We start from the raw sequence: 25258 nt of genomic DNA, 5'->3' as shown, positions 1-25258 counted from the left end.
TGTAACGTAGACAAGGTATATTGTTGATTATGTCGTTATTTTTTAGCAATTAAGTGCTTTAATTGGCCGCTGCTTAATGCTTCATGAAAGTCATCACCGCCACCTATATGCTGATCATTAATAAAAATTTGTGGCACTGTTCGGCGCGAACTACGTTCATGCATTTCTTTAGTCAGCTTTTCACTGTGGGTAATTTCGTATTCTTCAAATGCTAACCCTAAGCTAACAAGTGTTGCCTTTGCTTTTTTACAATATGGACAGTAGCTTTTACTATATATTTCTATCTTCGCCATGATCATTCTCTCTTGTTTAGGTTAATTGATATTGATGTAGCTATTATGAAAGAATTAAAAAACTCAACAACGTTAGAAAGTCTTTACTTTTTACACTGATCGTCTATATTTTCAATACGATCAATAACCAATTAAATAAGCATGGAAATTCTAAGCGATATTCTCACGTCTTTACGTGTCAGTGGCAGTGTATATTTTTGTAGCCATGTAGAGCCTCCATGGATAAAAGAGTTTGTAGATAAAAAAACGGCTTGTTTTCATCTTGTAAGGCGTGGCGCTTGTTGGTTGAAAATTGGTGACAGAGTTGAGCAGTTGTTTACCGGTGATTTAATATTTTTAGGTCCGGGTGTTGACCATATACTGACAAGCGAGCCTCCTGAGAATCAAATGGCGATCAGTGGCGAGTCTACCCTACTACTTTGTGGTAGTTGCTCGTTTGTGCACGATACATTGTCACCGTTAAGTAGCATGTTTGAGCAGGTAGCAATCGTTCGCGAGGGTGAGCTAAATAAACATGCTTGGTTAAAAAGTACCTTTGATCAGCTTAGTTCGGAGTATATGGCACAAAACATTGGTAATGAAATTATAGTCAATAAGCTAACAGAAGTTGTATTGGTAGAATTAATCAGAATTAATTTTGGACGCCAGCAGCAACATTCTTTTTTACAGGCATTAAAAGATAAACGTATTGGTAAAGCGCTTGAATACATTCATGAGTCGCCTGAAAAACCCTGGACAATTGATAGTTTAGCGTCTGCTATTGGCATGTCTAGAGCGGCGTTCGCGAAAAAGTTCACGTTGCTCGTCGGACAAACTGTTTTTACTTATTTATCGAATTTACGTATTCAAAAAGCGAAAGAAATGATTTTGACGACATCGCTTTTTATTAACGACATTGCGTTAAATGTTGGTTACGAGTCAGAACGTGCTTTTACAAAAACGTTTAGTAAGTATGAAGGAGTAACCCCTAAACAATTCCGTAAGAATAATAAAAATCTAACAGAGAGTTGATAACATACGTTATAAAATACTACATTTAATAAAAATTATTGATAAAAAAACCAACCTTAAAGGTTGGTTTTTGTTATTTAACAACAGGTAAGTTATTACTTTTTATCGCCAACTTGTGCCGCAGCTTCAGGTTTTTGAATTTCTAATAATTCAATATCAAATTGCAATACAGAATGACCCGGAATGCGAGGTGGATTACCATTAGGGCCGTAAGCTAGGTCTGAAGGGATAGTAAATTTAAATTTAGAACCCACTGACATTAACTGAACACCTTCGGTCCAACCTGAAATTACACGATTAAGTGGAAATACTGCTGGCTCACCACGATCGTATGAACTATCAAAAGTTTCACCATTAAGGAATGTACCTTTATAGTGAACTTTAACTGTATCAGTAGCAGCAGGTTTTTCACCGTCTGCGGCTGTAATTACTTCATATTGAATACCAGATTCAGTAACTTGAACACCTTCTTTTTTAGCATTTTCTGCTAAGAAAGCCTGTCCTTCAGCTAAACTTGCTTCAGAGCTCACTGAGGCTTGCTCTTGTTGCTTAGCTTTCATCGCTTGGTCTAAGTTCATCAACAATGCTTGAATGTCTTCTTTCTCTATTTGAGACTTGCCATTCATGCTGTCAGTAAAACCACGAATAATAAGTGACTTATCTAAAGTTAAGCCCAATTTATCGTGCTCTTCTAAATTACGCTCCATGTACATGCCAATTGAAGCACCTAAGCCATAGGCTTGTTTTTGTATTTCTGTATCAAGCGCAGCGGCTTGCTCTTCTTGCTTAGCAGGTTCTTGACAACCCATTACTGATAATAAGGCAATAGCGACTAATGTCGGTTTAAAAAACTTCATTTACATCTCCGTTTTACTACTTAGCCAGAAATTCGGGCTAAGTCATTTAAATATGTGTGAATTGTTAAACAATGCGGCTTATACTAACGATAAATGCCCTAAGAAAAAAGTATTAATATTTTGCTGAACTGTAACTTAACAATTCTAAAAGCCAAGCTTCTGTTTTTATTAGCTTTGCTTTCTGCTTGCCAGCCGGTAGGGCAAGAGCCCGCACAAAGATGGCAGCATGCGGTAGAGGGAGCTTACGCGGCTAATATATCGAATGACGCTAAATTTAGTGTTGTTTCGTCAATACATCATGGTATTAGCTTATGGGATTTAGAAAATAATGCGCTTAAATATAATTGGTCTCAACAACAAAATAGTGCAGACAATTTAGTATTAGTAACTGATATTGCCGATAATAACAGCCATGCTATCACCGCTAATCGCCATGATTTTTCACTTTGGAATATAGAAAATGGCTTATCAGAAGGCTTTTGGTCAATAACCGAGTCTACGATACGTGATGTGGCTGTATCAAATAATGGCGATTACTTATTGGTTGGTCAAAGCAATGGTAAAGTTGTGCACATTACTATTGCTAACGGTCGACGTTTAGAATTTTTAGGCCACCAAGAAAAAATTAATGCGATAGATATGTTACCCAATGGTCGAATTGCACTTTCTGGCTCTAACGATTTTGTTGCTTATGTATGGGATACGGTATCAGGACAAGTAATATATCGCTTTAATCACCCTAGCCGAGTCACTATGGTGGCGCTTGATCCCAAAGGTCGCTTTGCCTTTACCGCTGACAGTAAAAAATCGGCCAATATCTGGGATTTAAAAACAGGAGAATTAATTACCAAACTAAAATACTTTAACCGACAAGAAATTTTTAGTGCCGTGCAATTTTCTCCTGACGGTACTAAGTTGTTAACAGGAGCTCCATCTCGAAAGGTGAGTATATGGGATATTGCAACGGGCGAACGCCTAACTAGCTGGCGAGTTTTACCGCGTGAAGATATTAGACCCGCAGGCGCTGTTGTGTATAGTGTCGCTTTTAGAGATAATAACCAGGTAATCACCGAAAGCTCTTCTGGATATGCCGAATTATGGCAGGTAAATAAACCGTGAAATCAGTTATAGAATTAAACCAAGCAATTGAAACCCTTGAAACTCGCAATGCATTTCAAGATGATATTATCGATCAACTAAACCATGAAATTACCATTCATCAAAACCAACTTGCCGAGCTTAAGCATCAAGTTTCTCTGCTCGCTAATCGCATTAAAGAAAATGCACCGGAGCAAGATGGTAAAGAAGAAATAGAGCCACCACCACCTCACTATTAACAATGTAGGTTAATGGTTTATAGTGATATTTAAAGGTGTATTTTAAAAATCAGATTGCCTAACACATCTCATATTGAGACCGATTTACTTTAAAGACGCTACTATGTTAATTTTAAAGCCCAATTGTGAATGTTGTGATAAAGACTTACCGCCTTCGGCTGAAGATGCGTTCATATGTACTTTTGAATGTACCTTTTGTGCTAGCTGCACTGATAATATTTTAAGCTTTATTTGCCCTAATTGTTCAGGTAATTTAGTCAAGCGCCCTATTCGACCAATTGAGGCATTAAAACAATATCCAGCTTCTAAAGAAAGGGTATTAAAGGCACATGGTTGTGCTAGCAAAAAATAATACGGCAAACCGTGACAAGCAATTTTATTTGCTCACACCAACTATTTAGTACGTATAATATTTTAGGTTTACAAGGAGTACACTATGACTGTTTTATTTATTTTAAATATTCTTAGCATTTTTATTTGTTATGCCGTTGCCAAATACAAAGGCGCTAAAACTAACTTTTGGGCAATATTGGGCGCTATTTTGGGGCCATTAGCAATACCGTTTGTTTTCTTTTCAAAACCTGTAGTAAAGTCTTATTAAAAAAATTTACTCTCATAATTTTTCTCGAATAAGCCTAAATCTAGTGACTTAATAAACGCTAGATTATTTTTCTTACATAAATGAATCTTGATCAATACATATGATATCTCTTGATAACACTTCTTCAATAATAGAGTTTACGCGCTTATACTTGGCTGTTTTTTATTCCGCTGTTGCACTTTTTTATACTGTTAGAATTATAACGGCACAAAAAAGCATTAACACAGGACTAGTGTTTCCCGGCGAACGCTTTTGCTCGCATTGGTGGAACCACATGACATTTCGACTCTTCAGAGTGTCAATTTGGATGGTTTGTGTAGTTAGGTTATTTTTTCCTGCGCTTGATGAATACCTAGGTTTAATAACGAATTTCGATAATGCCCTTGTTCTTATACTGGGCAATATACTGTTAACCTTTGGCTTTTTAATGACGATAATCATCCACTTTAGTATGAAGCAAAAGTGGCGCTCTGGTGTCGACCCAAAAGGCCTTGATGGGTTAATTACTGATGGCTTTTTTAAGTACTCTCGTAACCCAATTTTTGTCAGTGTGGCATTATCACAATTAGGATTTTTTCTAGCATTACCGTCTTTATTTACTTTAGTGTGCCTTATTATTGGTTTGTATACTTTGTTCAAACAGGCCACTGTTGAAGAACAACATTTAGCAGAAATTTTTCCCAGTAATTATAAAACATATCAAGCTAACGTTCGCCGATGGTTATAGGGATAGTTTATATTACATGCCGTTATCACTCTTTTTAGATAGCGGTAATTACAGCTCTGACAATTAATTCTCATGTACCTCTGAGCTAATATTTTTAACGTTCAAACTTAAACCAAATTACTCCATTAGCCATTTATTTTACTACTGACTATAAACAATAAGTTGTGTCATTTGTTCATGGCTTTAGTCTTTATATGTAAATTATAGTAATCAAAATAATTAAAAAAATGCATATTTTTTGCACATTGTTTTGATATGTTATCCCTACTTATATATTAGAACTTTGACTCAGTCCCATTGATTTTAAGCTTTTTACATTTTCTAATGTGCTTAATTTAATTCGCTTTAGTCGAAATAAAACCGAGCTTTTAACAAATTTTAAGATTATAAATGTACTATGAAAATTCAAAATAAACTCTTTCTCTTTCTCTTTAGCTTTAGCTTGGTATTAGTTACCGTTTTGGTTTCGCTAATGCAGTGGAGCATTGATAAAGGCATGGTTGAATATGTTATTTCGAAAGAAGTAGAAACATTACAACCGGTTCTAACTCAACTAGCTGATGAATATAAAGTTGAAAATAATTGGCGCTCCATTACCGGAGAACACCGCAGGTTTCATCAATTAATTTCTCAACAACTTGCAGACAGTGACTTTGACGTCGAAAAAAATCACCGACCTGCTAAAGGCGACAGAAAGCCATTTAATAAACCACGTTTTCAACCGAGCTCGCCTGAGAAAAGGCCTCCTCCTCGTCATAATAATTTTGATAACATGCCTCCTCGACCACCCAAAGGTGAAGCGCATTACGCATTGCTAACTGCTGACGAAACGGTAGTTGTCGGCATTTACCTGCCAACTTTAGAGTATAAAAAGGTCGCTATCGAAGTTGAGGGGCGTGTGGTAGGTTTTTTTGCTATTTCAAAACGTAATCAACTCACACAAGGTTATGAAGTTGAGTTTATTGAGCAACAACAAGAATATTTATGGCTAATTGCCTTTTTGGTTATGAGCCTTGTTGCGCTGGTTACCTTTCCTATTGCTCGACATATTGTTGAACCGATTAAGCTCATTACTCGTGGTATGCATAAACTTACCCAAGGCGATTATCAACAATCAATTCAGTTAAACAGAAAAGATGAACTCAATGAATTAAGTCGTGATTACAATGAATTAGCATTAACACTCGCTAAAAATGAAAGTGCAAGAAAACGCTGGTTAGCCAATATATCGCATGAATTACGTACCCCTGTCGCTATACTACGTGGCGAGTTAGAGGCCATGCTCGACAACGTTAGACCCTTAACCCATAGTAATATTGCTTCTGCTAATGACGAAGTAAAACATTTACAGTGTTTAATTGATGATTTAAATCAACTAACCAGTACTGATATCGGCGGTATGGGTTATCGCAAACAACATGAAGATTTAATGCAATTAATTCAGCACGAAGCAGGTAAGTATCGTGGTTATTTATCAAATGCCAAAATTGCACTTGTGCTTGAATTAAATACTAAAGAAGTTAATATTTATGCTGACAAAACTAGGCTCTATCAATTATTTGAAAATATTATTAATAATTGTATTAAATACTCGAAAGCAAGTGAACTTAGCGTTTCGGTCACGGTTAATAAATTAGAAGAAAATTCAGCCGGAAATAACAAAGGCACTGTTACCATAAAGTTTGAAGATAATGGCATTGGTGTTGATGAACAGCATCTTGTACATTTATTTGAATATTTATATCGCGTAGAAGATTCGAGAAATCGAGAAACAGGTGGCTTTGGCTTAGGCTTATCTATTTGTCAGCATATTGTTATCGCTCACCAAGGAGAAATTAGTGCTGAAAAGTCTGTTTCAGGCGGTTTAGCGGTTATCATTACCTTACCTTTAGCTTAGAGAAAACCTATGCCAGATTCGATATTAATCGTAGAAGATGAAGTTAAACTTGCTAATTTACTGGCAGATTATTTTGCACTTACTGAATATAGTCCGCACTTAATTCATCATGGTGATGACGTTATTGATTGGGTTAAAAAAAATCAACCGAAAGCTATATTGCTTGATATTATGCTCCCAGGTAAAAATGGTATAGATTTGTGCAAAGAAATCAGGCAGTTTTCAAATGTCCCTATTTTGATGGTGACCGCTAAGGTAGAAGAAATAGACCGTTTGCTCGGTTTAGAGTTAGGCGCTGATGACTATATTTGCAAACCCTTTAGCCCGCGTGAAGTCGTTGCAAGAGTGAAGGCGGTACTTAGACGAACACAAACACTTGATAATACTTCCGATATACTGATACTCGATGAACATCGGCTTACCGTGTCGTTTCATCATCACGAAGTATCGCTTACCTCTGTTGAATTTCAACTGTTAAAACCTTTAGCAGGTAAACCCGAACGTATTTTTACCCGAGATCAACTCATGCAAAATATGTATTCAGATGATCGTATCGTCAATAATCGCACCATTGATAGCCACATAAAAAAATTACGTAAAAAACTCAGTGACATTAGTAATGGCAAAGACTGGATACAATCAGTTTACGGTACAGGTTATCGTTTAGTGCTTTAATGCTTTAATGCTTAAGTTACAAAATTTAACTGACTTTTCTTTTTATTTGCACATTTTTTGCATTTTCTGTTGATAACCTTATATCCGAATTTGGGATAAGGATTAACAACATATTATGTATATGCAATCAAAAACCGTATTAGCCACGGCGTTACTATTCGTTATATTTAGTCAAACTCCGGCACAAGCACAAGAACAAAACCGAGGCCGACCAGGACCTCCACCCGCTTTTTCATCAATAGATATTAATGGCGATGATGAAGTCGACTTTGACGAATTTTCTCAGCAAGATTTGCCAAATGGTGATCATCAAAGCATTTTTGATGATATCGACAGCGATAGTAACGGTGTTATTAGTAAAACAGAGTTTAAAAACCACCGCCCACCGGCTAAACAAAAGCGCTAAGGAAAATAAATTGATTAATACAACTAATTTGGGCAGTTCAATGCCGCCCCCGCCCGCTAGAACAGAGCAAAGTTTAACCGCAGATCAGCAGTCGTTAATTTCTGAGACCTTATCTGAATTTGATACTGAAAACCTTAGTCAAGAAGATGCTTTGAGTATTATAGAAACATTTTCACAAGCTAATATTCAACCGGGTGCTGCACTTGAAAAAGCATTATCTAGCGCAGGTTTTGACGCCAAAAGCATAGGTGAACTCGCCAATGTTTCTGAAGGTAGTAGACCACCGCCACCCCCGCCGCCAAAACAAAGCACAGAAGAAATTACTTCAATGGTGGATTACCTATCTGAGTTACTAGAAGAAACTCTAGCATCTAATAATGGCAATAGTCTGAGTGATGAAAACAAACAGTCAATATTAGCGAAAGTTTTTGAAAAATTTGATCTTGAAGAAAGTGACTCTATTATTAATACCAGTGCGTAAGATTCTAATAAGTATATAAAAGTTAACCTGTTTAGTGCTTAGGTTAACTTTTTAATTTTGAGTGTTAACGCTTTTCAAATGCCGTAATTTATTCTCGTCACTTTTGATGTCACCCTACTAATTATTCCATAACTTTTGCACATGACAGCACAACGCTTTTTGTCTGATAACGCTGATATTATCAAGCCTAGCTAAAAGTACTGTTAACAATGCAAGAAAAGTTACTCTTGTTTAAAAATCCCAATAACTTGCTCATTTGGTCTAACTTCTTGCACTACATGCTCTTCAGGTTGCGACATTTGGTGCCCACAACTTACACAAGTTACGGTTTCAACTCCATGCTCCTTAACGAGTCCCATGGTGTCCATTTCTTTACATTTTGGGCATGTTGCTCCGGCTATAAATCGTTTTTTCACTTTTTCACTCAATTTTATTAAATATTTAATTAGATTTAGCAAGATATCTGCTCAGTGCTTCTATTTTACCTTGAACAACCCCCTAAGGAAAAGCGACAATAGCAACCTGCATTAAAATGAGACACGATAAATGATCATAGCTACAGATTTAAGTTTAGCCCGAGGCGCAAAATACCTCATAAAATCATCAAGTTTTACTATACATCCAAATCATAAGGTTGGGCTTGTTGGGGCGAACGGCTGTGGAAAATCTTCTTTATTCGCGAGCTTATTAGGTGCACTACCTGCTGATATGGGTAACCTTTCTATGCCAACAAGCTGGAAAATTGCTACCGTTAAGCAAGAAACGCCAGCGCTCGATCGATCGGCTTTAGATTATGTTATGGATGGAGATATTGAATTCCGACAATTAGAAGCCAAATTAGATCAAGCACGCGCTGACGATAACGGGACTCTTGAAGCAACCATTATCAACCAAATTGACACCGTTAATGGCTACAGTTTACCAGCACGAGCAGGCGAGTTATTACACGGTTTAGGTTTTGTACAAGAACAACTAGCAAACCCAGTAAAGTCATTTTCTGGTGGTTGGAGAATGCGCTTAAACTTAGCCCAAGCTTTGATAAGTCGTGCTGATTTATTATTACTGGATGAGCCCACCAACCATTTAGATTTAGACGCAGTTATTTGGCTACAGCGCTGGCTGAAAAGGTTCACCGGCACCCTAGTACTTATTTCGCATGACCGTGATTTTCTTGATGATGTTATTGGCCAAATACTCCATATTGAACACCAAACTGCAAAACTTTATTCTGGTAACTACAGCGCATTTGAACGTCAACGTGCCGAGCATTTAGCCCAGCAAGATGCTCAGTATCAAAAGCAACAAAAAGAAGTGGCGCATTTAACCTCTTTTGTTGACCGCTTTCGCGCAAAAGCCAGTAAAGCAAAACAAGCACAAAGCCGATTAAAACGTTTACAAAAGTTACCTGACTTAGCGCCAGCCCATGTTGATAGCCAATTTACTTTCAGCTTTGAGCAGCCAGATACCCTGCCTTATCCATTATTGGCATTAACCGAAAGCCAATGTGGTTATAGCGATGAAGCTATTATTTTGGAAGATGTAGGTATGACTTTAGTGCCAGGCAGTCGCATTGGCTTACTAGGTCGTAATGGTGCAGGTAAATCAACCTTAATTAAATCACTTGCTGGTGATTTAGCATTACTTCAAGGTGAGCGTTATTGTGCGCAAGATCTTCGTGTGGGCTACTTTTCTCAGCACCAGCTTGAGCAATTGCACTTACCTAGTAGTGCGATTGAACATATAACGCGAGCAAAACCGGATATTACCGAGTTACAAGCGAGATCATTTTTAGGCCGTTTTGGCTTTAGTGGCGACCAAGCTTTAGATAAAGTTGGCACCATGTCTGGCGGCGAAAAAGCGCGTTTGGTCTTAGCCCTTATTGTCTTAGAAAAGCCACAATTGTTGCTATTAGATGAGCCAACTAACCACCTTGATTTAGAAATGCGTCAAGCATTGGTGTTAGCTCTGCAAGACTTTGACGGTGCAATTATTCTTATTGCTCATGACAGATACTTATTAGAGTCGTGTGTAGATGAGTTTTATATCGTTGCTAACGGCCAGGTAACAGAGTTTGACGGTGATATTGATGATTACCAACAATGGCTCAACGATGATAAAAAGCAAACAGTCAAAACGAATAAAGTAATTACTGAGCCACAAGTAGATAAAAAACAGCAACGTAAAGAGCAAGCTGAATTACGTAAAAAAGCATCACCTCTGCGTAAACAGGCTGATAAGTTTGAAAAGCTGGTACAAAAGTATCAAAACGAATTAACTGAGGTTGAAGCACAATTGGCTGATAGTGAGATATACCAAGCTGAGCACAAAACAAAGTTAACAGAATTATTGAAACGCCAAGCAACACTGACCCAAGATTTAGAAACAAATGAAATGCAGTGGCTTGACCTTGAAGAACAAATAGAAGAGATAATGTCACAAGCATTATAAATTTATTGCTACACTTAATAGATCGCAGCAAAAAATTGTCACTGCGTTCGATCGCGACAACACCACAATATAGGACATTATTATGAAAAAATTGACCTTACTAGCAATCAGTTTTGCCCTTTTTACACAAAGCTCTGCCTTTAGTGCTGATTTAGATTTAGGTATATACGAGCTAAACCGTGGTGAGTTTAAAGCCGCGATTGCAGAGTTTGAGCCATTAGTTGCTGAAGAATATGCTCCTGCGCAATATCAAATGGCGTTAATTTATTTAAACGGTTACGGAGTAATTAAAAACCCAACGAAGGCGTTGGAGCTTCTTCATCAGGCCGCTTCACAAAATTACTCAGAAGCCTTGTTCGATCTTTCGTTGCTTTATAGTGAAGGAGAGGTCGTTAAAAAGGATTTAAACTCTGCTTATGCATTAATGGAAAAAGCCGCAAATAAAGACTTACCCCGAGCGCAATTTAATTTAGGGGTGATGCTTTATAACGGAAGTGGTGTTCAACGCGATTACCTGCAAGCATCTCGTTGGTATCAAAAAGCGGCGGATCAAAACTATGCCTTAGCACAATTTAACCTTGCCTTGATGTACTTTGAAGGTAAAGGCGTCGCTAAGAGTACTAGAATGTCTTATATCTGGAATATTATTGCGGCTAAAAATGCTTATCGTATGGCTGAAAAAAGTCGCGATATGGACGAACATAAATTAACCGTTGATGAGATAAAAGAGAGTCGTGAAAAAGCCGATGCTATTTATCGTAAAATAATCCAACAACGAGAATTAAAATTAAGACAAAAATCTTAACGGTTATTTCTTAATATAAGCATATCCCCAAAGCAGTTAACCAACATAAACCCGCTTATTATCCTAGCGGGTTTATTTTTATCTTCAATTTTCAATAGTTCGGCTTTACTCCACTGAGTTACAACATAATTAGTTAGTCTGATAAACGTAAGCATGTGCTATTTATTAGCTGCTACTATCCCGCCTCACTTTCATTAATACAAAAAGTGGCAATGATCATGATCCAAATCAATAAGCTTTATTTAAGTGTTATTTATAATAGTGGCCATACCTACTTAAATACTTTTGGAGTTTGTGATGAATTTTGTCGATATGCTATTAAACGATCCCGTGGTCATCATGTCATTTATTGGTTTAGCTACTGTAATAGGCATTTGTAGTTTTTACGTTTATTACTTTTTAAAACATATCAGTGAAGATACGCCTTAAAGATGTTTCACAAATGTCATAATGAAAACTTAAGTGGTCACGCTCATTGCTCACTTATCGCCAAACGGTGGGCATGAGCAAAAATTTAACGTACAATAAATTTTTTGTATAACTCGCTATTACCGCATTATGTTTACCAAAAGCTCTTTCAGCCCAGCTTGGTGGCTAAAAAACGCCCATTTACAAACCATTGCCGCTAAGTTTTTTAGACGTGGCCACTCCATAGATACAACCAATGAAACGTTAGAATTACCCGATGGTGACTTTGTAGATTTAGCTTGGACAGAACAGGTTAACTCAGCATGCACTCGTCCAATTATCGCCGTATTACATGGACTTGAAGGCTCAAAGAACAGCCACTACGCAAAAGGGATGTTAAGCGCGATTAAAGCACAAGGTTGGGTAGGTGTGTTAATGCACTTTAGAGGCTGTAGCGGTCGACCAAACCGTATGCCTCAGTCTTACCATAGCGGCCAAACTTGTGATGTTGACTACTTTAGCCAATACCTTGCCAGTAACTACCCTGAGGCAAAAAAAGCGATTGTTGGCTTTTCATTAGGCGGGAATGTACTGACTAAATACTTAGCTCAGCAAAAACAAAATATCTATCAAGCTGCATGTGTCATTTGCGCCCCACTTGACCTATCAAGTTGTAGTAACCGAATTAACCGTGGTTTTTCTCGTGTTTATCAAAAGTACTTAGTGGATATGCTTAGAGCAAGTACAGTTGAAAAAATAAAAGCTAACTTGTTACATAATATAGACACTACACGGCTAAATAGTGTGCGTTCAATTCGAGACTTTGATCAAATGGTTACTGCGCCAATAAACGGTTTTATTGATGCGAATGACTATTATAAGCAAGCTAGCGGCAGGGATGTGTTGCAACAGATAACTACACCTTGTTTAATTATTCATGCAACCGATGACCCATTTTTATGTCATGTAAATACCACTGCGATTACTTCGTTGCCTAAACAAATGACATTTGAAGTCAGCGCTAAAGGTGGTCATGTAGGTTTCATCAGTGGTAATAATCCGTTCAAGCCAAGATATTGGTTAGAGCAACGTATACCTGAGTTTTTTACGAGATATTTATGATCATCCCACTAGAACAATTGTCAGAAGAAACATTAAGCGCCATTATCGAAAACTTTGTCCTCCGTGAAGGAACAGAGTATGGTAGTGAAGATGTATCACTTAATGAAAAAATAGCCCAAGTTCATCAGCAATTAAAGCAAGGTACAGCATTATTGGTGTACTCTGAACTTCATGAAACGGTTAATATTCTCCCAAAAGACCAATTTGTTGAAGACAGCGAAGAAAGCACAGAGGAATCATAAGGCACTATATGTTAGGCATTAAAAAAGGCACTAATTCAGTGCCTTTAATTAATTCTTACGACAAATATTATCGTATGAAGGTAACCGAAAAGCTAACCGGCACAACGTAATCGATGCTAGGTAAAGAGGCTAACTCTTTGAGCTTATTGATACCAGCTACAATACCAAATGCATCTGCCTGAATAAAAAATGGCTTGATAGTATTAACCAATATTTTATCCGCACTTAACTTGATGACACTGACTTCAATCGTTACAGTTTGCTGCTCACCATGAAAATCCACTACGCCGCTAACGCTAAGCTTTTTATCTGCACCAATGGTTAGGTTATTGAGTAATGACTTATCAAGCGTCGCAGTAAAATTTGCTGTGCTATATTTATCGCTTTCAAAAACGAATTTTTTCATTCGGTCATCACGAATAGCAATATTAGTATTAACGCTGGTAAGGTCAACACTGATATTTACTTGTGCTTGCTCGTTGATATTACCAGCAAGCTTTGCAAAGTTATGATTTTCGGCAATATTCGCTTTTTTAACGGATATAAAGCTCAGCTCAGAATTTGCATTGTCGAGTTTCCATGCAGCTAATGCAGGTAAACTTACTGTTGCTGTCAACAGTAGGGAAATTAATATTGAGGATGTTTTACGCATGATTTTCTCCATGTAAGATAAGTTTATTTCGAGCTAATTTACTAATAACAACTAACACTGTGTATTTATGAACTGGGCTTAAGCGTTGTTATTTATAAACGCTTTGCTCTATGCGGCTTAATAATATCTTGCCAAGGAATTTCTTTATTTCCTAACGAGATAAAATCAGGCTGCATTAACGTTTCACGCTGATTGTACGTTAATGGTTTAAATTCACTATCGATTATGCTGCCACCGGCTTGTTCAATTATACAGTGACTTGCGCCAGTATCCCACTCACCGGTAGGTCCAACACGTAAATAACAATCAGCACCACCTTCGGCAATTAAACAGTTTTTTAACGAGCAGCTTCCTAAAGCGACATGATCAAAATCATATTTATCATTTAAATACTGCCCCATTAAGTTGATATCTTGCCGGCGGCTGATAGCAACTTTTATACGACGTTGACCATCATAGTGTGCCACTTGTATTTTATGGCTACCCACATCATTTTCTTTAAAAGCGCCTAAATTATTTTGAGCATAGTAAGTTAATTGGTGATCCGGAGCATGAATAACACCAATGCTTGGCCATCCGTTCTCGACTAACGCAACATTAACCGCAAAATCACCACTGCCAGCAATAAACTCCCCCGTGCCATCGATAGGATCTAACAGCCAATAACGAGACCATTTACTGCGCTGTGCTAGCCCTAAAGCTCCAACTTCTTCAGAAATAATAGGAATGTCAGGGGTTAGCCTTTTTAATTCATCCATTAAAATATCATTTGCCGCGATGTCGGCACTGGTAACAGGACTGTTATCTTCTTTTATCTCGGCAGTAAAGTTGCCTTGTTTATAAAAGCGTGCAACTTCTTGTCCCGCTTTTTTAGCACTTTCAAGCGCCACTGATAATAACTTTTCATGATTCATACAATAGCTCCTAAGTGATCCTTTACTAATAATAAAGCGGCAATACTGCGCGACTCATTGAAGTCTTGCTGTTGCAATAATTCATGATGATTTGCAAGTGGCCAAGGTACTAATTCTAAGGCTTCGGGTTCATCTCCCAGCAGTTTTTCAGCATAAAGATTCTCTGCAAGAAATATCGTCATTTTAGCATCAAAAAATGCTGGAGCCATGGCAACAGTGTGAATTGACGTTAACGTCTCAGCACCATAACCAACTTCTTCTTTTAATTCTCTATTAGCGGCTTGTGCGGCAGTTTCGCCGGCATCAATTAGGCCTTTTGGGAAACCAAGCTCGTAGGTATGCGTGCCGCCACAGTACTCTCGTACGAGCAACATAGTATGTTTATCAAGCATAGGTACAATCATCACTGCCCCACGACCTTTACCATACATGCGTTCATATTCTCGCTTTTCGCCATTACTGAATGTGAGGTCAACTTGTTCAATAGTAAATAAGTGACTTTTGGCAACCTGCTTACGCGCAGTAATTTTTGGTAATACTTTTTTTGTTGTCATAACGCCCTTTATTGCAACAACTTAAGTGATGTTTTTCATCTAGAAAAGCTAAAGTTTAACCATAGCACGATAACATTGAATACATAACCATACTGCTTGGGTATAATAGCCGTTGGGGTAATTATTTAATTGCATAGTTACCATCAGTCTCATTGAGACATTCTATAATAAACGTGTTTCAAGGGAAAAATCTATGCTTGATTGGTCAAAAATTTCAACTGTTTTACTGGATATGGATGGCACAATCCTCGATTTACATTTTGACAACCACTTTTGGCTACACCATTTACCACAACGCTACAGTGAATTACACGATTTAAGCTTGATTGATGCTAAAGCGTCGTTAATGTCACACTACGAAAAAGTAGCAGGTACAATCGACTGGTATTGCCTAGATTACTGGTCCGAACAAACTCAATTATCAATAACCGACTTAAAGCGTGAAATTCAGCACTTAATTCAATTACGAACTGATGCACATGACTTTCTAGTTGCATTGAAAGCATCTGGTCGTGATATCGTGCTTGTTACCAACGCTCATCCTGATAGCTTATCGCTCAAAATAGAACGCACATCGTTAGATAAATACTTTGATACGCTTTACTCAACGCACGAATTCGGTGTCACAAAAGAGTCGCAATTACTCTGGCAGCGTCTACAAGAAAAACATGGTTTTGAACTAGAAAGCACACTATTTGTTGATGACAGCTTAGTGATACTCGATTCAGCTAAAAAATATGGTATTGGCCACTTATTAGCAGTAGCTAACCCTGATAGTAAACAAGCTGAAAACGTATTTAAAGAATACCCGTCAATTACTGACTATCGTGTTTTACTAGCTGAAATAAATAACAGTACACCAAATAATTAATTCATAGTTTTACGATGACTCGCCTTGGTTAAGACAGATAGTTCAGACAGATAGTTAAGACAGTTAATTTAACCAAGGCCAAATATCATTTTACCCGCTCGTTATTCTCCAACGTTTTCCAAGCAAGTTAGTAAACGCGGTTAATGGCTAACAAAAAAACTTATTGCTTCAGATCACTAGGGCCATTGTTAGCAACGTAAGCTCCTCTTTTACCTTTGGGTTTTTCGTCTCCCGTAGTTGTATCTTCTTCAGTTTGCAGTTCTGCCGCGGCATTTATCGCAGCGCCTAATAAGATAGTAAAAGCGGTGACATAAAACCACATCAATAAAATAACGACGCCGCCCATTGAGCCATATGTTTCGTTATAACTGGCATATTCGGTAATGTACAAATTGAAAAAATAAGATCCTACAAGCCAAAATAAGGTCGCTAATACCGCACCTGGTGTGGTCCAACGCCATTTTGCAGATGCGCGATGTGGTGCATATTTGTATAAGCTTGCTAACGATAAGTTAAATAGAATCAATAAAATTGGCCATGTCACCCAACTTAGTAAAGATTGGCTTGTCTCGTCAAGCATACTCAACGCGAATGGAATAATAACAATCATAAGTAACATCAACAGCATTGTTAATATTGTTGCCAACGTTAGCATTGTACGCACGATAATCATTTTTAAAAATGAACGTGTTTTCCCCTCTTTATAACTTATATTACATGCAGTAATCAATGCTACAGAGCCTTTGCCGCCACTCCAAATAGCTAATAAAAAACTAAAAACAAACCCCACACTTAATGCACTATTATCTGTCGCTAATAAACTTTCAATCTGCGCTTCTAATATTTCTCTACTTTGCTCGGGGATTACGCCAACCAAAAGGCTCATATGTTGAAGAAGGGTTTGTTGATCGGTAAAAAGGCCATACATAGAAACCAATGCCGCTAATAATGGAAACATCGCTAATAAGAAGTAAAACGCAACACCTGCAGCTATTAGTGACATGTTATCTTGTTCAACTTTATGCATAACGCGCTTGGTTATCTGCCACCAGTTTGCTAGCGAAAATTCTTTTGGGTGCATTATTTCATTACTTGAACTCATATAGGTTGGCCTCTATTTCTGCACGTTTTGAGCTGATTAGCTCTGCAAACTATTTACCGATAAGCCCGGCTATATTGGTTTTTTTCACTTTATCGCTATCAATAATTAATTTAGTCAGTCATTAATATTTGTTCTGACATTATAAGTTGAGCTGATAGCTTATAAAAGCTGTCAGCCCAAATATAGGTATACATTTAAGCTAAAGTATTACAGTTATTGGCAATCATTATCCTTACAAAAACGATCAACCTCTTTTTCTGCCTCCTCTTTAGACTTGCCATAACGCTCTTGAATCTTGCCAGCTAATTTTTCTTTCTGACCATTGATTATATCCATGTCGTCATTGGTTAGATCGCCCCATTGCTTTTGGGCTTCACCTTTTACTTGTTTCCATTTTCCTTCAAAAGTATCTTTGTTCATAGTTGATCTCCTATAATTTCAAATTAGGTGGTAAACAGTGCTCAAACTAAAGCACTCCCCCATGTGTTTGCAAAACTTAGACCACTAACTAAACTATTGAAAATAAATAAAAATATCTAACATAGGCATATCTCACAGATACTTTTTATGAAAGTATTACAAGCCATTATGTATTAGTTACAAAAATCAGGAAGCCGTCATTATTTAGTCACACAAAAGCAGAATTTTTCTATAAACACCATTTATCCTCAAAATATAGTCTGTACTGATTACGCTTAACCATAGATTATAAATTGCTTAATGGATTGAATAGTTAAAGTAATCGCAGGATATTTCATAAATTAAACTAGAGACGATTTAATTATGCGAAATTTAGAGAGACTGCTGTACTAAATAGTGAAATCAGTGTTGTCGTTAATAATAAATACGCTCAAGATGACTTATCATGAGCGACATTAACAAACGGGTGTAGGGTATATATTTTAGCGAGGATAAAAGTGTAAGCCTATGAAAGACAATCTAAAATTGCCATTCATAGTAGAAATAACTTATATTTTTAAACGGTATCGGCCTTTACTATCTGGTTTTCCTAAAAAGCTTAATACGGCTTTTAATTGCTCAGGAAACTTCTCTGCAGGTGTTAAATAGCCACTACCCGAGAAACGTCCACCTTGCTTTAACGCAGCACGATAACTTAGCCCTAAGTTATTCTTAGGGTCGATATCAGCAATAAGTTCACCGTTATCACAGGTTAATTTCGCTGCAAGCTCACCTAGCTGAACTTTTTCTTCAAAAGCCGTTACAGCAGCATTGCGCCACTTTAAGTCACCTTGAAGTTCACTACAAACCGGCGCACCAATAATAAAACGCGAAATATTCAGCTGAAGTTGTTCATGGGCAATAACATCAATCGCTAAGTTAAGTCGCATTGCTACCGTATTCGCGGCAACATTTATTTGTGCGTCTTCAACCACCATTTCAGACAATAAACCACTGATGGTTAATTTCCCTTCTGGCCCATTGACCAACGCATTGCCAAAATTAATGTCAAGTTTAGGGTTCAGCATTAATACTGAGATTAACGACAATGAGCTTTGTACTTGATTAATAATAACGTCATCAATCATGACTTGCTTAATTTCGCTATGCCAAACACTACCTTCAACCGCACCAAGTGCTACGTTCTTTGGCAGCTTAATTTGCGACACTACCCAACTGGCTGGCATTAAGGCTAAAATAAAAACACAATATGCGGTGAAAAAAATTGCTGTATAAGCAAACTTCTTTTTCATTAACTCTTTCCTAACTGTAATCGACGAACGCGAACCACACCTTGTTGGTCAGCTAAACTGAGATCTATATTTTTTACTTGTAGACCATCTCTGCTGGCTAATTGTTCTAACCAAGTTAATAATTGATTAAATGATATTTCATCAATCCAAACTTGTAGCTCATCACCTTGAGGTTGCATACGGGTAATAATAATATTATTCGCTCTAGAAGTGCGATTAACAATACTCGACAAACTCGCGCCTGAACTTGCACGAGCATTGCGTTTTGCTTGTTGATAACGCTGGGTATTTTCTTCAACCCACGTCAACAACTCTTGCTGGCGTTCAAGTGTTAACTTTTGTTTGTCGATGCCTTCATTCAGCGGTTGCCAAATAAGGCCATATAAAATAAATATAGAAATTACTACCGACATAACTAACACTAAACGTTGCTCACGAATATTTAACTGCTGCCACCATGCTTTCATGAGCGCCCCTTCGAAGAAGTATCTGTAATACTAAATGAACCAGAAATTTGATCACCTTGATTATTTTGTGCACCTAAATTAACCGCTAAGCCTGCTTTTTCAAAGGCGACTTTAAGCTTTTCAAAATACTGGTAATCTTTAGCGATAGTTTGCATACGCACTTCTTGACGTTTACCATCAAATTTCAATGTTTGAGGTTTAATCTCAGGCACACTAGCTAGTGCCGGCTCAAGCTTAACTAATAAAGCTAAAAAGCCAGCTACGTCATCACTATCGCCCACTTCAGCAAGTTTTTGACGTAATTGTGAACGCACCGTCGAGATTTTAACCCGCTTAGTTTCAGGAAAAACAGTTTTATATTTTTCGATGATTTCAGCTTCAATAACTGATTGCTGACTAGATAAGCTATATAATTCAGCGCCTTTGAGACCAAAATTCAATACCAGTGCTAAACATGCGATACCGGCAACCCAAAGCCAATTTACCGTATCTGCAGAGCGTTTTTCTTTTACTTGAAATTCACCTTGTAACAAGTTGAATTTACGAGAATGATTATTCGCTAAAATAGCTAAAGGTAAGTCTTCAGGTAAATACTCAATGGTTAAATCAGCAGGTACTTCAGATAAAACCGAATAAGCGTTGATCACTTGGCTATCTTCACTTAAACCTTGAAAGTAATTAGCAACTACTGGCCATGCATTGGCTTCGAATGACATAACTTGCCATTCACCTAACCGAATTAATACCTGCTCGCCAAGCATAACAGCACTGCTAATGTTGGGCTCAACAGGTAATGCAAGTGCATCAGGAATTAATACTTTAGAAAATATTTCTGCTTCTGCTAACCACTGCAACCAAGTGTCTAGTTGTTTACGCTCAAGCGCAGCAACAAAGCAATTATGCCCTTGATCGTCTTGTTTAGTCTCACTAAAAGCAAAACACATCTCTTCAACATCTTGTGCTAGCATTTCTTCTAACATGTAGGGAGCTGCTGCACGGGTAGCTCTTTGAGATGAGCCTGGTACTTTTAGTCGCTTAATAGCAATATCACTTGCCGGTACAAAAACGACCACGTCTCGTGTTGTTGATTTTTCAGTTAGCTGAGTTAGTTCACCTGCGTTAGGCAACTCACCACTTGCTATAATATCTTCTTGTCCGTTGGTTTTAATCAGCCAGTGAATTCTACTTTCAGCTTGGCTGCCTAAACGGATAAATAAGGTTTCACCCATTACTCTCGTCCTATGATGCGACTGATCACACTTATATTATTTTTATCGTCTACTTTCATAATGGTATTTAAAGCAAAGTAACTATTATTAAAGCTTGCTGTTGTTCTAAGGTTAAAGTATTCACTTTTCACAGAAAAAAGTTGTTTTTGCTCTGGTGTAATTTTAGCTTCACTCAGTTCAGGTAATGTAAAAAATTCATCAATATTTTTAAAGCCTTCTTCACCACGGGAAGACAAAGCTTGTGATGCTTCATTTTGACTTATCCCTAACATGGCTACAAGTATTTCAGGCTGATCTTGTGCAATGGTATTAATGTTTATTTTATTCATATTCGTATTCGGCAATACACAGGCGAAGTCTTTCAACTTTTCAATGACATCAACGCTAAAGTGTTCAATCACTCTTAGCTCTGCAATACTGGCAATATAATTATTAGCGGCTAGGTAAGGAAACTCTTTCGCGGCATAGTCACTGTCTTCTGCGCCACCTGAGCTAGAAATACTACCATCAGCGTCCAACCAGTCGGTTAGAGCATCAGCCATATATTCTGCTTCAAAATTACCGACACCTTCAATACTGATAGCAATTAACAATTCTTCAAAAGCCGTTCTTGCTGGTGATTTTTTCGCTGCATTGCCAATACCACTTGAACTGTCATCTTCACTTACTTTTAGAGCATTTAAATTAAAACAACTATTTAAATCGTTGATCTCACCGGTTATTTCACCAAAATCAACGGGAAAAGTATTTTCCCCTTGTGCCCACACTTGTCCTAAATGTGTTACTTCGGCATCGGCTTCAAATGATTGAATGAGTACTCGCTTTGCAAATGCCTCAGCCCCCATGGCATACCAGTATGCTTGTTGGTTGGAGCCAATATTGGTTGTACGCTGCATTTGTAATTGCAACCTTGCAGTCATTTGTGTAGCTAAAATAGCGATTAACGCAATAATCAGCATAACCGTAATTAACGCAACCCCTTTGGGTATAGACTTAATAGCTATAACTTTACTCACGGCTATCGTCCTCATCTTGCGAACTATCGCCAGCAACAATAAATTGTCGACGAATAATACCGTAATCTTTTGTTTCTAATTCAATAGCAATAGCCTGTGGCAAGTTGTCGCCCTGTCGTGTTTTTTGCCACTTTTTTCCATCATAAAATTCAAAACTTAGGTTTTCAACCTTAGAAATTAATGGTCTTACTTTTGGCTCTTCGCCCAATACAGCGTCAACAAAGTTAAAATGTACCCGCTCTACCGTATTTTCATTTAATTGATAAGCTACTGACTGCATATCGCTGCGAGGTAAGAGTAACCCTGGATTAGTCCAACCATGACGAACAAAAGCAATAGCCTGTTCACTTGTGGTGTAACTTTCAGTATCTGTGTGTAAAAAGCCAGTTTGGGGCGCTTCACCATTTAAGCGCACACTTCGCCTAGCTATTTGCAACATATCACGTTCGATAATTAAAAAACCCCGTTGCAGTTCATTTATACGATCAGTGCGTTCTTTAGTTACGGTATCACTGTTGAGTACGGTTTCGAAAATACTAAAACTTGCCATGCTGATCACTGAAAAAATAGCGATGGCGATCAGTACTTCTAATAAGGTAAAGCCTTTACTTGATGTATGACTTGATTTAGATCTAAAAGGCTTAATAGAGTTAAACGCTCGACAATTTTTATCAGCAGTATTCATTGGCTTTGCTTCGATATGTAGGTCATTAAGCTAGTTAATGCTGCGGGATCTTTTTCATCAAGCCGCACCTCCATAACAATAGCCCGCATGTCATTATCGGTTGTTTTAATAACTTTTTGCTGCCAAAACCATTCTTGCCCAGCAAGTTCTACCTTACCTTTTTTATTATTTTTTGGTGGCCATGTATCATCGAGTGTCACCTCGACTAATTGATTTGATGCAACCCAACTCGCTACGATTTTACTTTCTAAATATCCTAAATTTCGTGCGTTAGTGTCTGCAGTACCTAAAATGGCAATACCAGCGATCGAAAATACCGCCATCGCCAGCATAACCTCAATTAAGGTAAAGCCTTTTTGCAACTTGCGACAATAACAATTAGCGAGCGTTAGCATTCACTATCGGCCCTTCTATTGTAAGTGGTGTTGTATATATGCCAGTCACTTTAAAACTGATATTCTCATCGCCATCAATAGCAAATTCCGCCAATGAAAACGTCAAACTAAAGGGGGTTATTTCACCGCCAGAGAGCATATAAACTTGAGGGATGGTTTTTTTCTTTTCGGTTTCAGTAAAGTCTTCTTCTTCGTCTTCGTTGATCAATACAGAAGAGTCGAATAATAGAGGTTCTTCGATAGGTAAGTCATCAAGTTCTAGCGTTAACTCAAGACCTTCAGGTAAAGTATACACGCTAAATAATGGGTTATCGGCAATAGGTGACCAACTGACGCCGTCATAACCGAGAAATTGATAGCTATTTTCTTCGATGAATAAGCCTAATTCAACATTATTTAGCAAACCATATTCTGCAGCGACGTCAAAAACACCCGCAAAGCGAGCACTGTTTTGTTCTAATAATTGTTCAGGTTTATTACCTGAAAAAGTAAATTGGATTGCAGAAACCATCACACCAATTAACACAATCACCAGCATCACTTCAATTAAGGTAAAACCTTGGTGACGACGCGGATTTAGTTTTGGGCGATGGCCTATGTTAAGTTTCATATCAAATTAATAATCAATAGTTTTGATTATTGATAATCGCCTAAATTCCAGTTGCCAATATCATCATCTGTACCGGGTTCGCCATCAGGTCCCATAGAAAATACGTCCATTGCTCCGTTTTCTCCAGGGTTAAGTAATTGATATTCACTTCCCCACGGATCGTTAGGTAAACGTTTTACATAACCACCTTCTGGAAAACGACGAGGCATAGGTTCAATATCAGTTTCCGTTACCAATGCTTCTAAACCTTGCTCTGTACTTGGGTACTTATAATTGTCCATTTTGTACATACTTAAAGACGTTTCCAAGGCATTAATATCTGATACTGCCTTTTGCATATTTGCGCGCTCTTGGCTGCCCATAAGGTTAGGCACTACCATACTGGCTAAAATACCTAAAATTACGATAACAACCATCACTTCTAATAAGGTAAAACCTCGAACATTTCTTACTGCTTTCATTTCTAACTTCCTATTAACGTATTTAACTGAAGAATTGGCTGTAAAATAGCCATAACGATAAATAATACAACACCCGCCATTACCACCATTAATATCGGCTCAAATGCTTTTAATGATATGTTCATTACAGCTTCGAACTCACGATCTTGGTTATCAGCGGCGCGACCTAACATGTGTTCAAGTTGGCCACTTTTTTCACCACTAGCGATCATGTGTAACATCATGGGTGGAAACAGTTTAGTTTGTTCTAACGATACTCGTAAACTTGTTCCTTCTCTCACCTTGTCTGTTGACTCTTTAACACTTTGTTTAATGTATAAGTTGTCGAGTACTTCACCAGAAATTTTCATACTCTCTAATAAAGGAACGGCGCTAGCGGTTAAAATGCTCAATGTACGTGCAAATCTTGCGGTATTAACACTTGTTGCCACTTTCCCAAGACCCGGTATATTTAAAAAACGTTTGTGATAAGCAAATTTAAAACTGTCTTTTTTCAATAACTGTGACCATAGCAGCATAAGCGCCGCCACAATAACTACAATGAATAAGCCATAATCCCGCAGGAAATCACTACTAGCAATTAAGAATTTAGTTGTTGCAGGCAAGTTAGCGCCCATATGTTCGAATTGACCAACAATTTTGGGTACTACGGCGGTCAAGAGTATTGCAATAACACCTGTGGCAACTACAGTCATTATGACAGGATAAACCAACGCTTGAATGAGTTGTGAGCGCAGTTGTTGTCGCTTTTCAGTGTAATCAGCTAAGCGATCTAATACTTTATCAAGATGGCCTGATTTTTCACCGGCGGCAACCATAGCGCGAAATAAGCGATTAAACACTTGTGGAAACTCAGCCATACTTTCAGCTAAACCATAACCTTCGGTTACTTTGGTTCGCACAGCCATGATCATACTTTTTAAGGTATTTTTATCGCATTGCTCACCAACAGCCATTAGTGACTCTTCTATGGGTAAGCCAGATTCAACCAACGTTGATAACTGTCGAGTGATAAGTGCCAACTCGGCAGCTGATATTTTTTTTCCTGCAGTAAAAAAAGACTTTTTATTTGTTTGCTTACTTTTCTGCAAACATGGTGTTACTTCAATAGGCATTAAGCCTTGTTCACGAAGTAAATTTCGTACATGACGAGGGGTGTCACCTTCAATAACCCCTTTTTTGTTTTTGCCTCGGCTGTCTACTGCCTGATAATCAAATGCTGCCATAATTTACAATTTATAATACCTTGTTAATTACCAAGTTTTATCTTCAATTTTGCG

33 protein-coding genes are annotated in these 25258 nt (G+C 37.7%); 16 read left to right on the top strand and 17 right to left on the bottom strand.

Features of this window, described 5'->3' with window-relative positions:
• Positions 1 to 35: 35 nt before the first annotated feature.
• A complete protein-coding gene (gene grxC / locus H4J50_RS05335; RefSeq protein ID WP_108454886.1) occupies positions 36 to 293 on the bottom strand; it encodes a glutaredoxin 3 in 258 nt (85 codons plus the stop codon).
• 141 nt (positions 294 to 434) lie between these two features.
• Between grxC and H4J50_RS05330 the strand changes: the two genes are divergently transcribed.
• The gene (locus H4J50_RS05330) at positions 435 to 1304 is read left to right on the top strand and encodes an AraC family transcriptional regulator (protein ID WP_182254905.1); all 870 of its coding nucleotides are present in this window, start codon (positions 435 to 437) and stop codon (positions 1302 to 1304) included.
• A gap of 95 nt (positions 1305 to 1399) precedes the next feature.
• Here H4J50_RS05330 and H4J50_RS05325 read toward each other — a convergent pair whose 3' ends face one another.
• The gene (locus H4J50_RS05325; protein ID WP_182254903.1) at positions 1400 to 2161 is read right to left on the bottom strand and encodes an FKBP-type peptidyl-prolyl cis-trans isomerase; all 762 of its coding nucleotides are present in this window, start codon (positions 2159 to 2161) and stop codon (positions 1400 to 1402) included.
• Positions 2162 to 2281: 120 nt separating this feature from the next.
• Between H4J50_RS05325 and H4J50_RS05320 the strand changes: the two genes are divergently transcribed.
• The 9 genes from H4J50_RS05320 (at position 2282) to H4J50_RS05280 (ending at position 8285) form a co-directional block, all read left to right on the top strand.
• Positions 2282 to 3280 carry a WD40 repeat domain-containing protein gene (locus tag H4J50_RS05320; RefSeq protein WP_182254901.1) on the top strand — a complete coding sequence of 333 codons (999 nt, stop codon included), beginning with the start codon at positions 2282 to 2284 and terminating at the stop codon, positions 3278 to 3280.
• Positions 3277 to 3498, top strand: a complete 222-nt coding sequence (locus H4J50_RS05315) for a SlyX family protein (RefSeq protein WP_239059081.1) — start codon at positions 3277 to 3279, stop codon at positions 3496 to 3498. The genes H4J50_RS05320 and H4J50_RS05315 overlap by 4 nt, the downstream gene beginning before the upstream one ends.
• A gap of 103 nt (positions 3499 to 3601) precedes the next feature.
• On the top strand, positions 3602 to 3850 hold the full coding sequence (locus tag H4J50_RS05310) for a DUF1272 domain-containing protein (protein WP_182254899.1): 249 nt from the start codon (positions 3602 to 3604) through the stop codon (positions 3848 to 3850).
• An 84-nt stretch (positions 3851 to 3934) separates the two neighbouring features.
• A complete protein-coding gene (locus H4J50_RS05305; protein ID WP_182254897.1) occupies positions 3935 to 4099 on the top strand; it encodes a hypothetical protein in 165 nt (54 codons plus the stop codon).
• 100 nt (positions 4100 to 4199) lie between these two features.
• Complete coding sequence (locus H4J50_RS05300; RefSeq protein WP_182254895.1) at positions 4200 to 4826, top strand: isoprenylcysteine carboxylmethyltransferase family protein; 627 nt, start codon at positions 4200 to 4202, stop codon at positions 4824 to 4826.
• Between the two features lie 472 nt (positions 4827 to 5298).
• Positions 5299 to 6723 carry an ATP-binding protein gene (locus H4J50_RS05295; RefSeq protein ID WP_259366168.1) on the top strand — a complete coding sequence of 475 codons (1425 nt, stop codon included), beginning with the start codon at positions 5299 to 5301 and terminating at the stop codon, positions 6721 to 6723.
• Positions 6724 to 6732: 9 nt separating this feature from the next.
• Positions 6733 to 7398, top strand: a complete 666-nt coding sequence (locus H4J50_RS05290; RefSeq protein ID WP_182254891.1) for a response regulator — start codon at positions 6733 to 6735, stop codon at positions 7396 to 7398.
• Between the two features lie 115 nt (positions 7399 to 7513).
• Positions 7514 to 7804 (top strand): EF-hand domain-containing protein, encoded by a 291-nt coding sequence (locus H4J50_RS05285; RefSeq protein WP_182254889.1) that lies wholly within the window; start codon positions 7514 to 7516, stop codon positions 7802 to 7804.
• A 10-nt stretch (positions 7805 to 7814) separates the two neighbouring features.
• Positions 7815 to 8285: a hypothetical protein gene (locus H4J50_RS05280; protein WP_259366167.1), complete on the top strand. Its 471-nt coding sequence runs from the start codon at positions 7815 to 7817 to the stop codon at positions 8283 to 8285.
• Positions 8286 to 8506: 221 nt separating this feature from the next.
• Here the strand turns inward: H4J50_RS05280 and H4J50_RS05275 are convergent, their stop codons facing one another.
• The gene (locus H4J50_RS05275; protein WP_404842743.1) at positions 8507 to 8701 is read right to left on the bottom strand and encodes a YheV family putative zinc ribbon protein; all 195 of its coding nucleotides are present in this window, start codon (positions 8699 to 8701) and stop codon (positions 8507 to 8509) included.
• A 130-nt stretch (positions 8702 to 8831) separates the two neighbouring features.
• Here H4J50_RS05275 and H4J50_RS05270 point away from each other — a divergent pair, with 130 nt between their 5' ends.
• The 5 genes from H4J50_RS05270 to H4J50_RS05250 all read left to right on the top strand — a co-directional run bounded on the left by H4J50_RS05270 (position 8832) and on the right by H4J50_RS05250 (position 13310).
• Positions 8832 to 10733 carry an ATP-binding cassette domain-containing protein gene (locus tag H4J50_RS05270; protein ID WP_182254887.1) on the top strand — a complete coding sequence of 634 codons (1902 nt, stop codon included), beginning with the start codon at positions 8832 to 8834 and terminating at the stop codon, positions 10731 to 10733.
• Positions 10734 to 10815: 82 nt separating this feature from the next.
• The gene (locus H4J50_RS05265; RefSeq protein ID WP_108454876.1) at positions 10816 to 11538 is read left to right on the top strand and encodes a tetratricopeptide repeat protein; all 723 of its coding nucleotides are present in this window, start codon (positions 10816 to 10818) and stop codon (positions 11536 to 11538) included.
• A 297-nt stretch (positions 11539 to 11835) separates the two neighbouring features.
• The gene (locus H4J50_RS05260; RefSeq protein WP_108454875.1) at positions 11836 to 11967 is read left to right on the top strand and encodes a DUF3149 domain-containing protein; all 132 of its coding nucleotides are present in this window, start codon (positions 11836 to 11838) and stop codon (positions 11965 to 11967) included.
• Between the two features lie 129 nt (positions 11968 to 12096).
• Positions 12097 to 13068, top strand: coding sequence for a hydrolase (locus H4J50_RS05255; protein ID WP_182254885.1), 972 nt, complete (start codon positions 12097 to 12099; stop codon positions 13066 to 13068).
• Positions 13065 to 13310, top strand: coding sequence for a YheU family protein (locus H4J50_RS05250; RefSeq protein ID WP_182254883.1), 246 nt, complete (start codon positions 13065 to 13067; stop codon positions 13308 to 13310). Before H4J50_RS05255 ends, H4J50_RS05250 begins: the two co-directional genes overlap by 4 nt.
• Positions 13311 to 13377: 67 nt before the next feature.
• Here H4J50_RS05250 and H4J50_RS05245 read toward each other — a convergent pair whose 3' ends face one another.
• From H4J50_RS05245 to nudE, 3 genes are all read right to left on the bottom strand, one after another.
• Positions 13378 to 13962, bottom strand: a complete 585-nt coding sequence (locus H4J50_RS05245; RefSeq protein ID WP_162533701.1) for a YceI family protein — start codon at positions 13960 to 13962, stop codon at positions 13378 to 13380.
• A 92-nt stretch (positions 13963 to 14054) separates the two neighbouring features.
• Positions 14055 to 14876, bottom strand: coding sequence for a 3'(2'),5'-bisphosphate nucleotidase CysQ (cysQ, locus tag H4J50_RS05240; RefSeq protein ID WP_182254881.1), 822 nt, complete (start codon positions 14874 to 14876; stop codon positions 14055 to 14057).
• On the bottom strand, positions 14873 to 15430 hold the full coding sequence (gene nudE, locus H4J50_RS05235) for an ADP compounds hydrolase NudE (protein ID WP_182254879.1): 558 nt from the start codon (positions 15428 to 15430) through the stop codon (positions 14873 to 14875). Before nudE ends, cysQ begins: the two co-directional genes overlap by 4 nt.
• Before the next feature lie 193 nt (positions 15431 to 15623).
• Between nudE and yrfG the strand changes: the two genes are divergently transcribed.
• Positions 15624 to 16301 carry a GMP/IMP nucleotidase gene (gene yrfG, locus H4J50_RS05230; protein WP_182254877.1) on the top strand — a complete coding sequence of 226 codons (678 nt, stop codon included), beginning with the start codon at positions 15624 to 15626 and terminating at the stop codon, positions 16299 to 16301.
• Positions 16302 to 16461: 160 nt separating this feature from the next.
• Here the strand turns inward: yrfG and H4J50_RS05225 are convergent, their stop codons facing one another.
• The 11 genes from H4J50_RS05225 to gspF form a co-directional block, all read right to left on the bottom strand.
• Entirely contained in the window at positions 16462 to 17403 is a 942-nt protein-coding gene (locus H4J50_RS05225) for a YihY/virulence factor BrkB family protein (RefSeq protein ID WP_182254875.1), read from the bottom strand.
• 213 nt (positions 17404 to 17616) lie between these two features.
• Positions 17617 to 17823, bottom strand: a complete 207-nt coding sequence (locus H4J50_RS05220) for a CsbD family protein (protein ID WP_182254873.1) — start codon at positions 17821 to 17823, stop codon at positions 17617 to 17619.
• Between the two features lie 548 nt (positions 17824 to 18371).
• A complete protein-coding gene (locus H4J50_RS05215; RefSeq protein WP_182254871.1) occupies positions 18372 to 19115 on the bottom strand; it encodes a type II secretion system protein N in 744 nt (247 codons plus the stop codon).
• Entirely contained in the window at positions 19115 to 19582 is a 468-nt protein-coding gene (gene gspM, locus H4J50_RS05210) for a type II secretion system protein GspM (RefSeq protein ID WP_108454865.1), read from the bottom strand. Before gspM ends, H4J50_RS05215 begins: the two co-directional genes overlap by 1 nt.
• Positions 19579 to 20811: a type II secretion system protein GspL gene (gene gspL / locus H4J50_RS05205; RefSeq protein ID WP_182254869.1), complete on the bottom strand. Its 1233-nt coding sequence runs from the start codon at positions 20809 to 20811 to the stop codon at positions 19579 to 19581. The genes gspM and gspL overlap by 4 nt, the downstream gene beginning before the upstream one ends.
• Positions 20811 to 21827: a type II secretion system minor pseudopilin GspK gene (gene gspK, locus H4J50_RS05200; protein WP_310733254.1), complete on the bottom strand. Its 1017-nt coding sequence runs from the start codon at positions 21825 to 21827 to the stop codon at positions 20811 to 20813. Before gspK ends, gspL begins: the two co-directional genes overlap by 1 nt.
• The gene (gene gspJ / locus H4J50_RS05195) at positions 21820 to 22512 is read right to left on the bottom strand and encodes a type II secretion system minor pseudopilin GspJ (RefSeq protein WP_182254865.1); all 693 of its coding nucleotides are present in this window, start codon (positions 22510 to 22512) and stop codon (positions 21820 to 21822) included. Before gspJ ends, gspK begins: the two co-directional genes overlap by 8 nt.
• Positions 22509 to 22907 carry a type II secretion system minor pseudopilin GspI gene (gspI, locus tag H4J50_RS05190; RefSeq protein ID WP_108454862.1) on the bottom strand — a complete coding sequence of 133 codons (399 nt, stop codon included), beginning with the start codon at positions 22905 to 22907 and terminating at the stop codon, positions 22509 to 22511. The genes gspJ and gspI overlap by 4 nt, the downstream gene beginning before the upstream one ends.
• On the bottom strand, positions 22891 to 23517 hold the full coding sequence (gene gspH, locus H4J50_RS05185; RefSeq protein WP_108454861.1) for a type II secretion system minor pseudopilin GspH: 627 nt from the start codon (positions 23515 to 23517) through the stop codon (positions 22891 to 22893). The genes gspI and gspH overlap by 17 nt, the downstream gene beginning before the upstream one ends.
• A gap of 26 nt (positions 23518 to 23543) precedes the next feature.
• Positions 23544 to 23978: a type II secretion system major pseudopilin GspG gene (gspG, locus tag H4J50_RS05180; RefSeq protein ID WP_108454860.1), complete on the bottom strand. Its 435-nt coding sequence runs from the start codon at positions 23976 to 23978 to the stop codon at positions 23544 to 23546.
• Between the two features lie 2 nt (positions 23979 to 23980).
• Complete coding sequence (gene gspF, locus H4J50_RS05175; protein ID WP_108454859.1) at positions 23981 to 25204, bottom strand: type II secretion system inner membrane protein GspF; 1224 nt, start codon at positions 25202 to 25204, stop codon at positions 23981 to 23983.
• Between the last annotated feature and the right edge of the window lie 54 nt (positions 25205 to 25258).

It is taken from the genome of Colwellia sp. 6M3 (assembly GCF_014077595.1).
In the GTDB taxonomy this organism is placed as follows: domain Bacteria; phylum Pseudomonadota; class Gammaproteobacteria; order Enterobacterales; family Alteromonadaceae; genus Cognaticolwellia.
The sequence above is the reverse complement of the archived record's forward strand: the minus strand, read 5'-3'. Positions and strand labels throughout refer to the sequence as shown.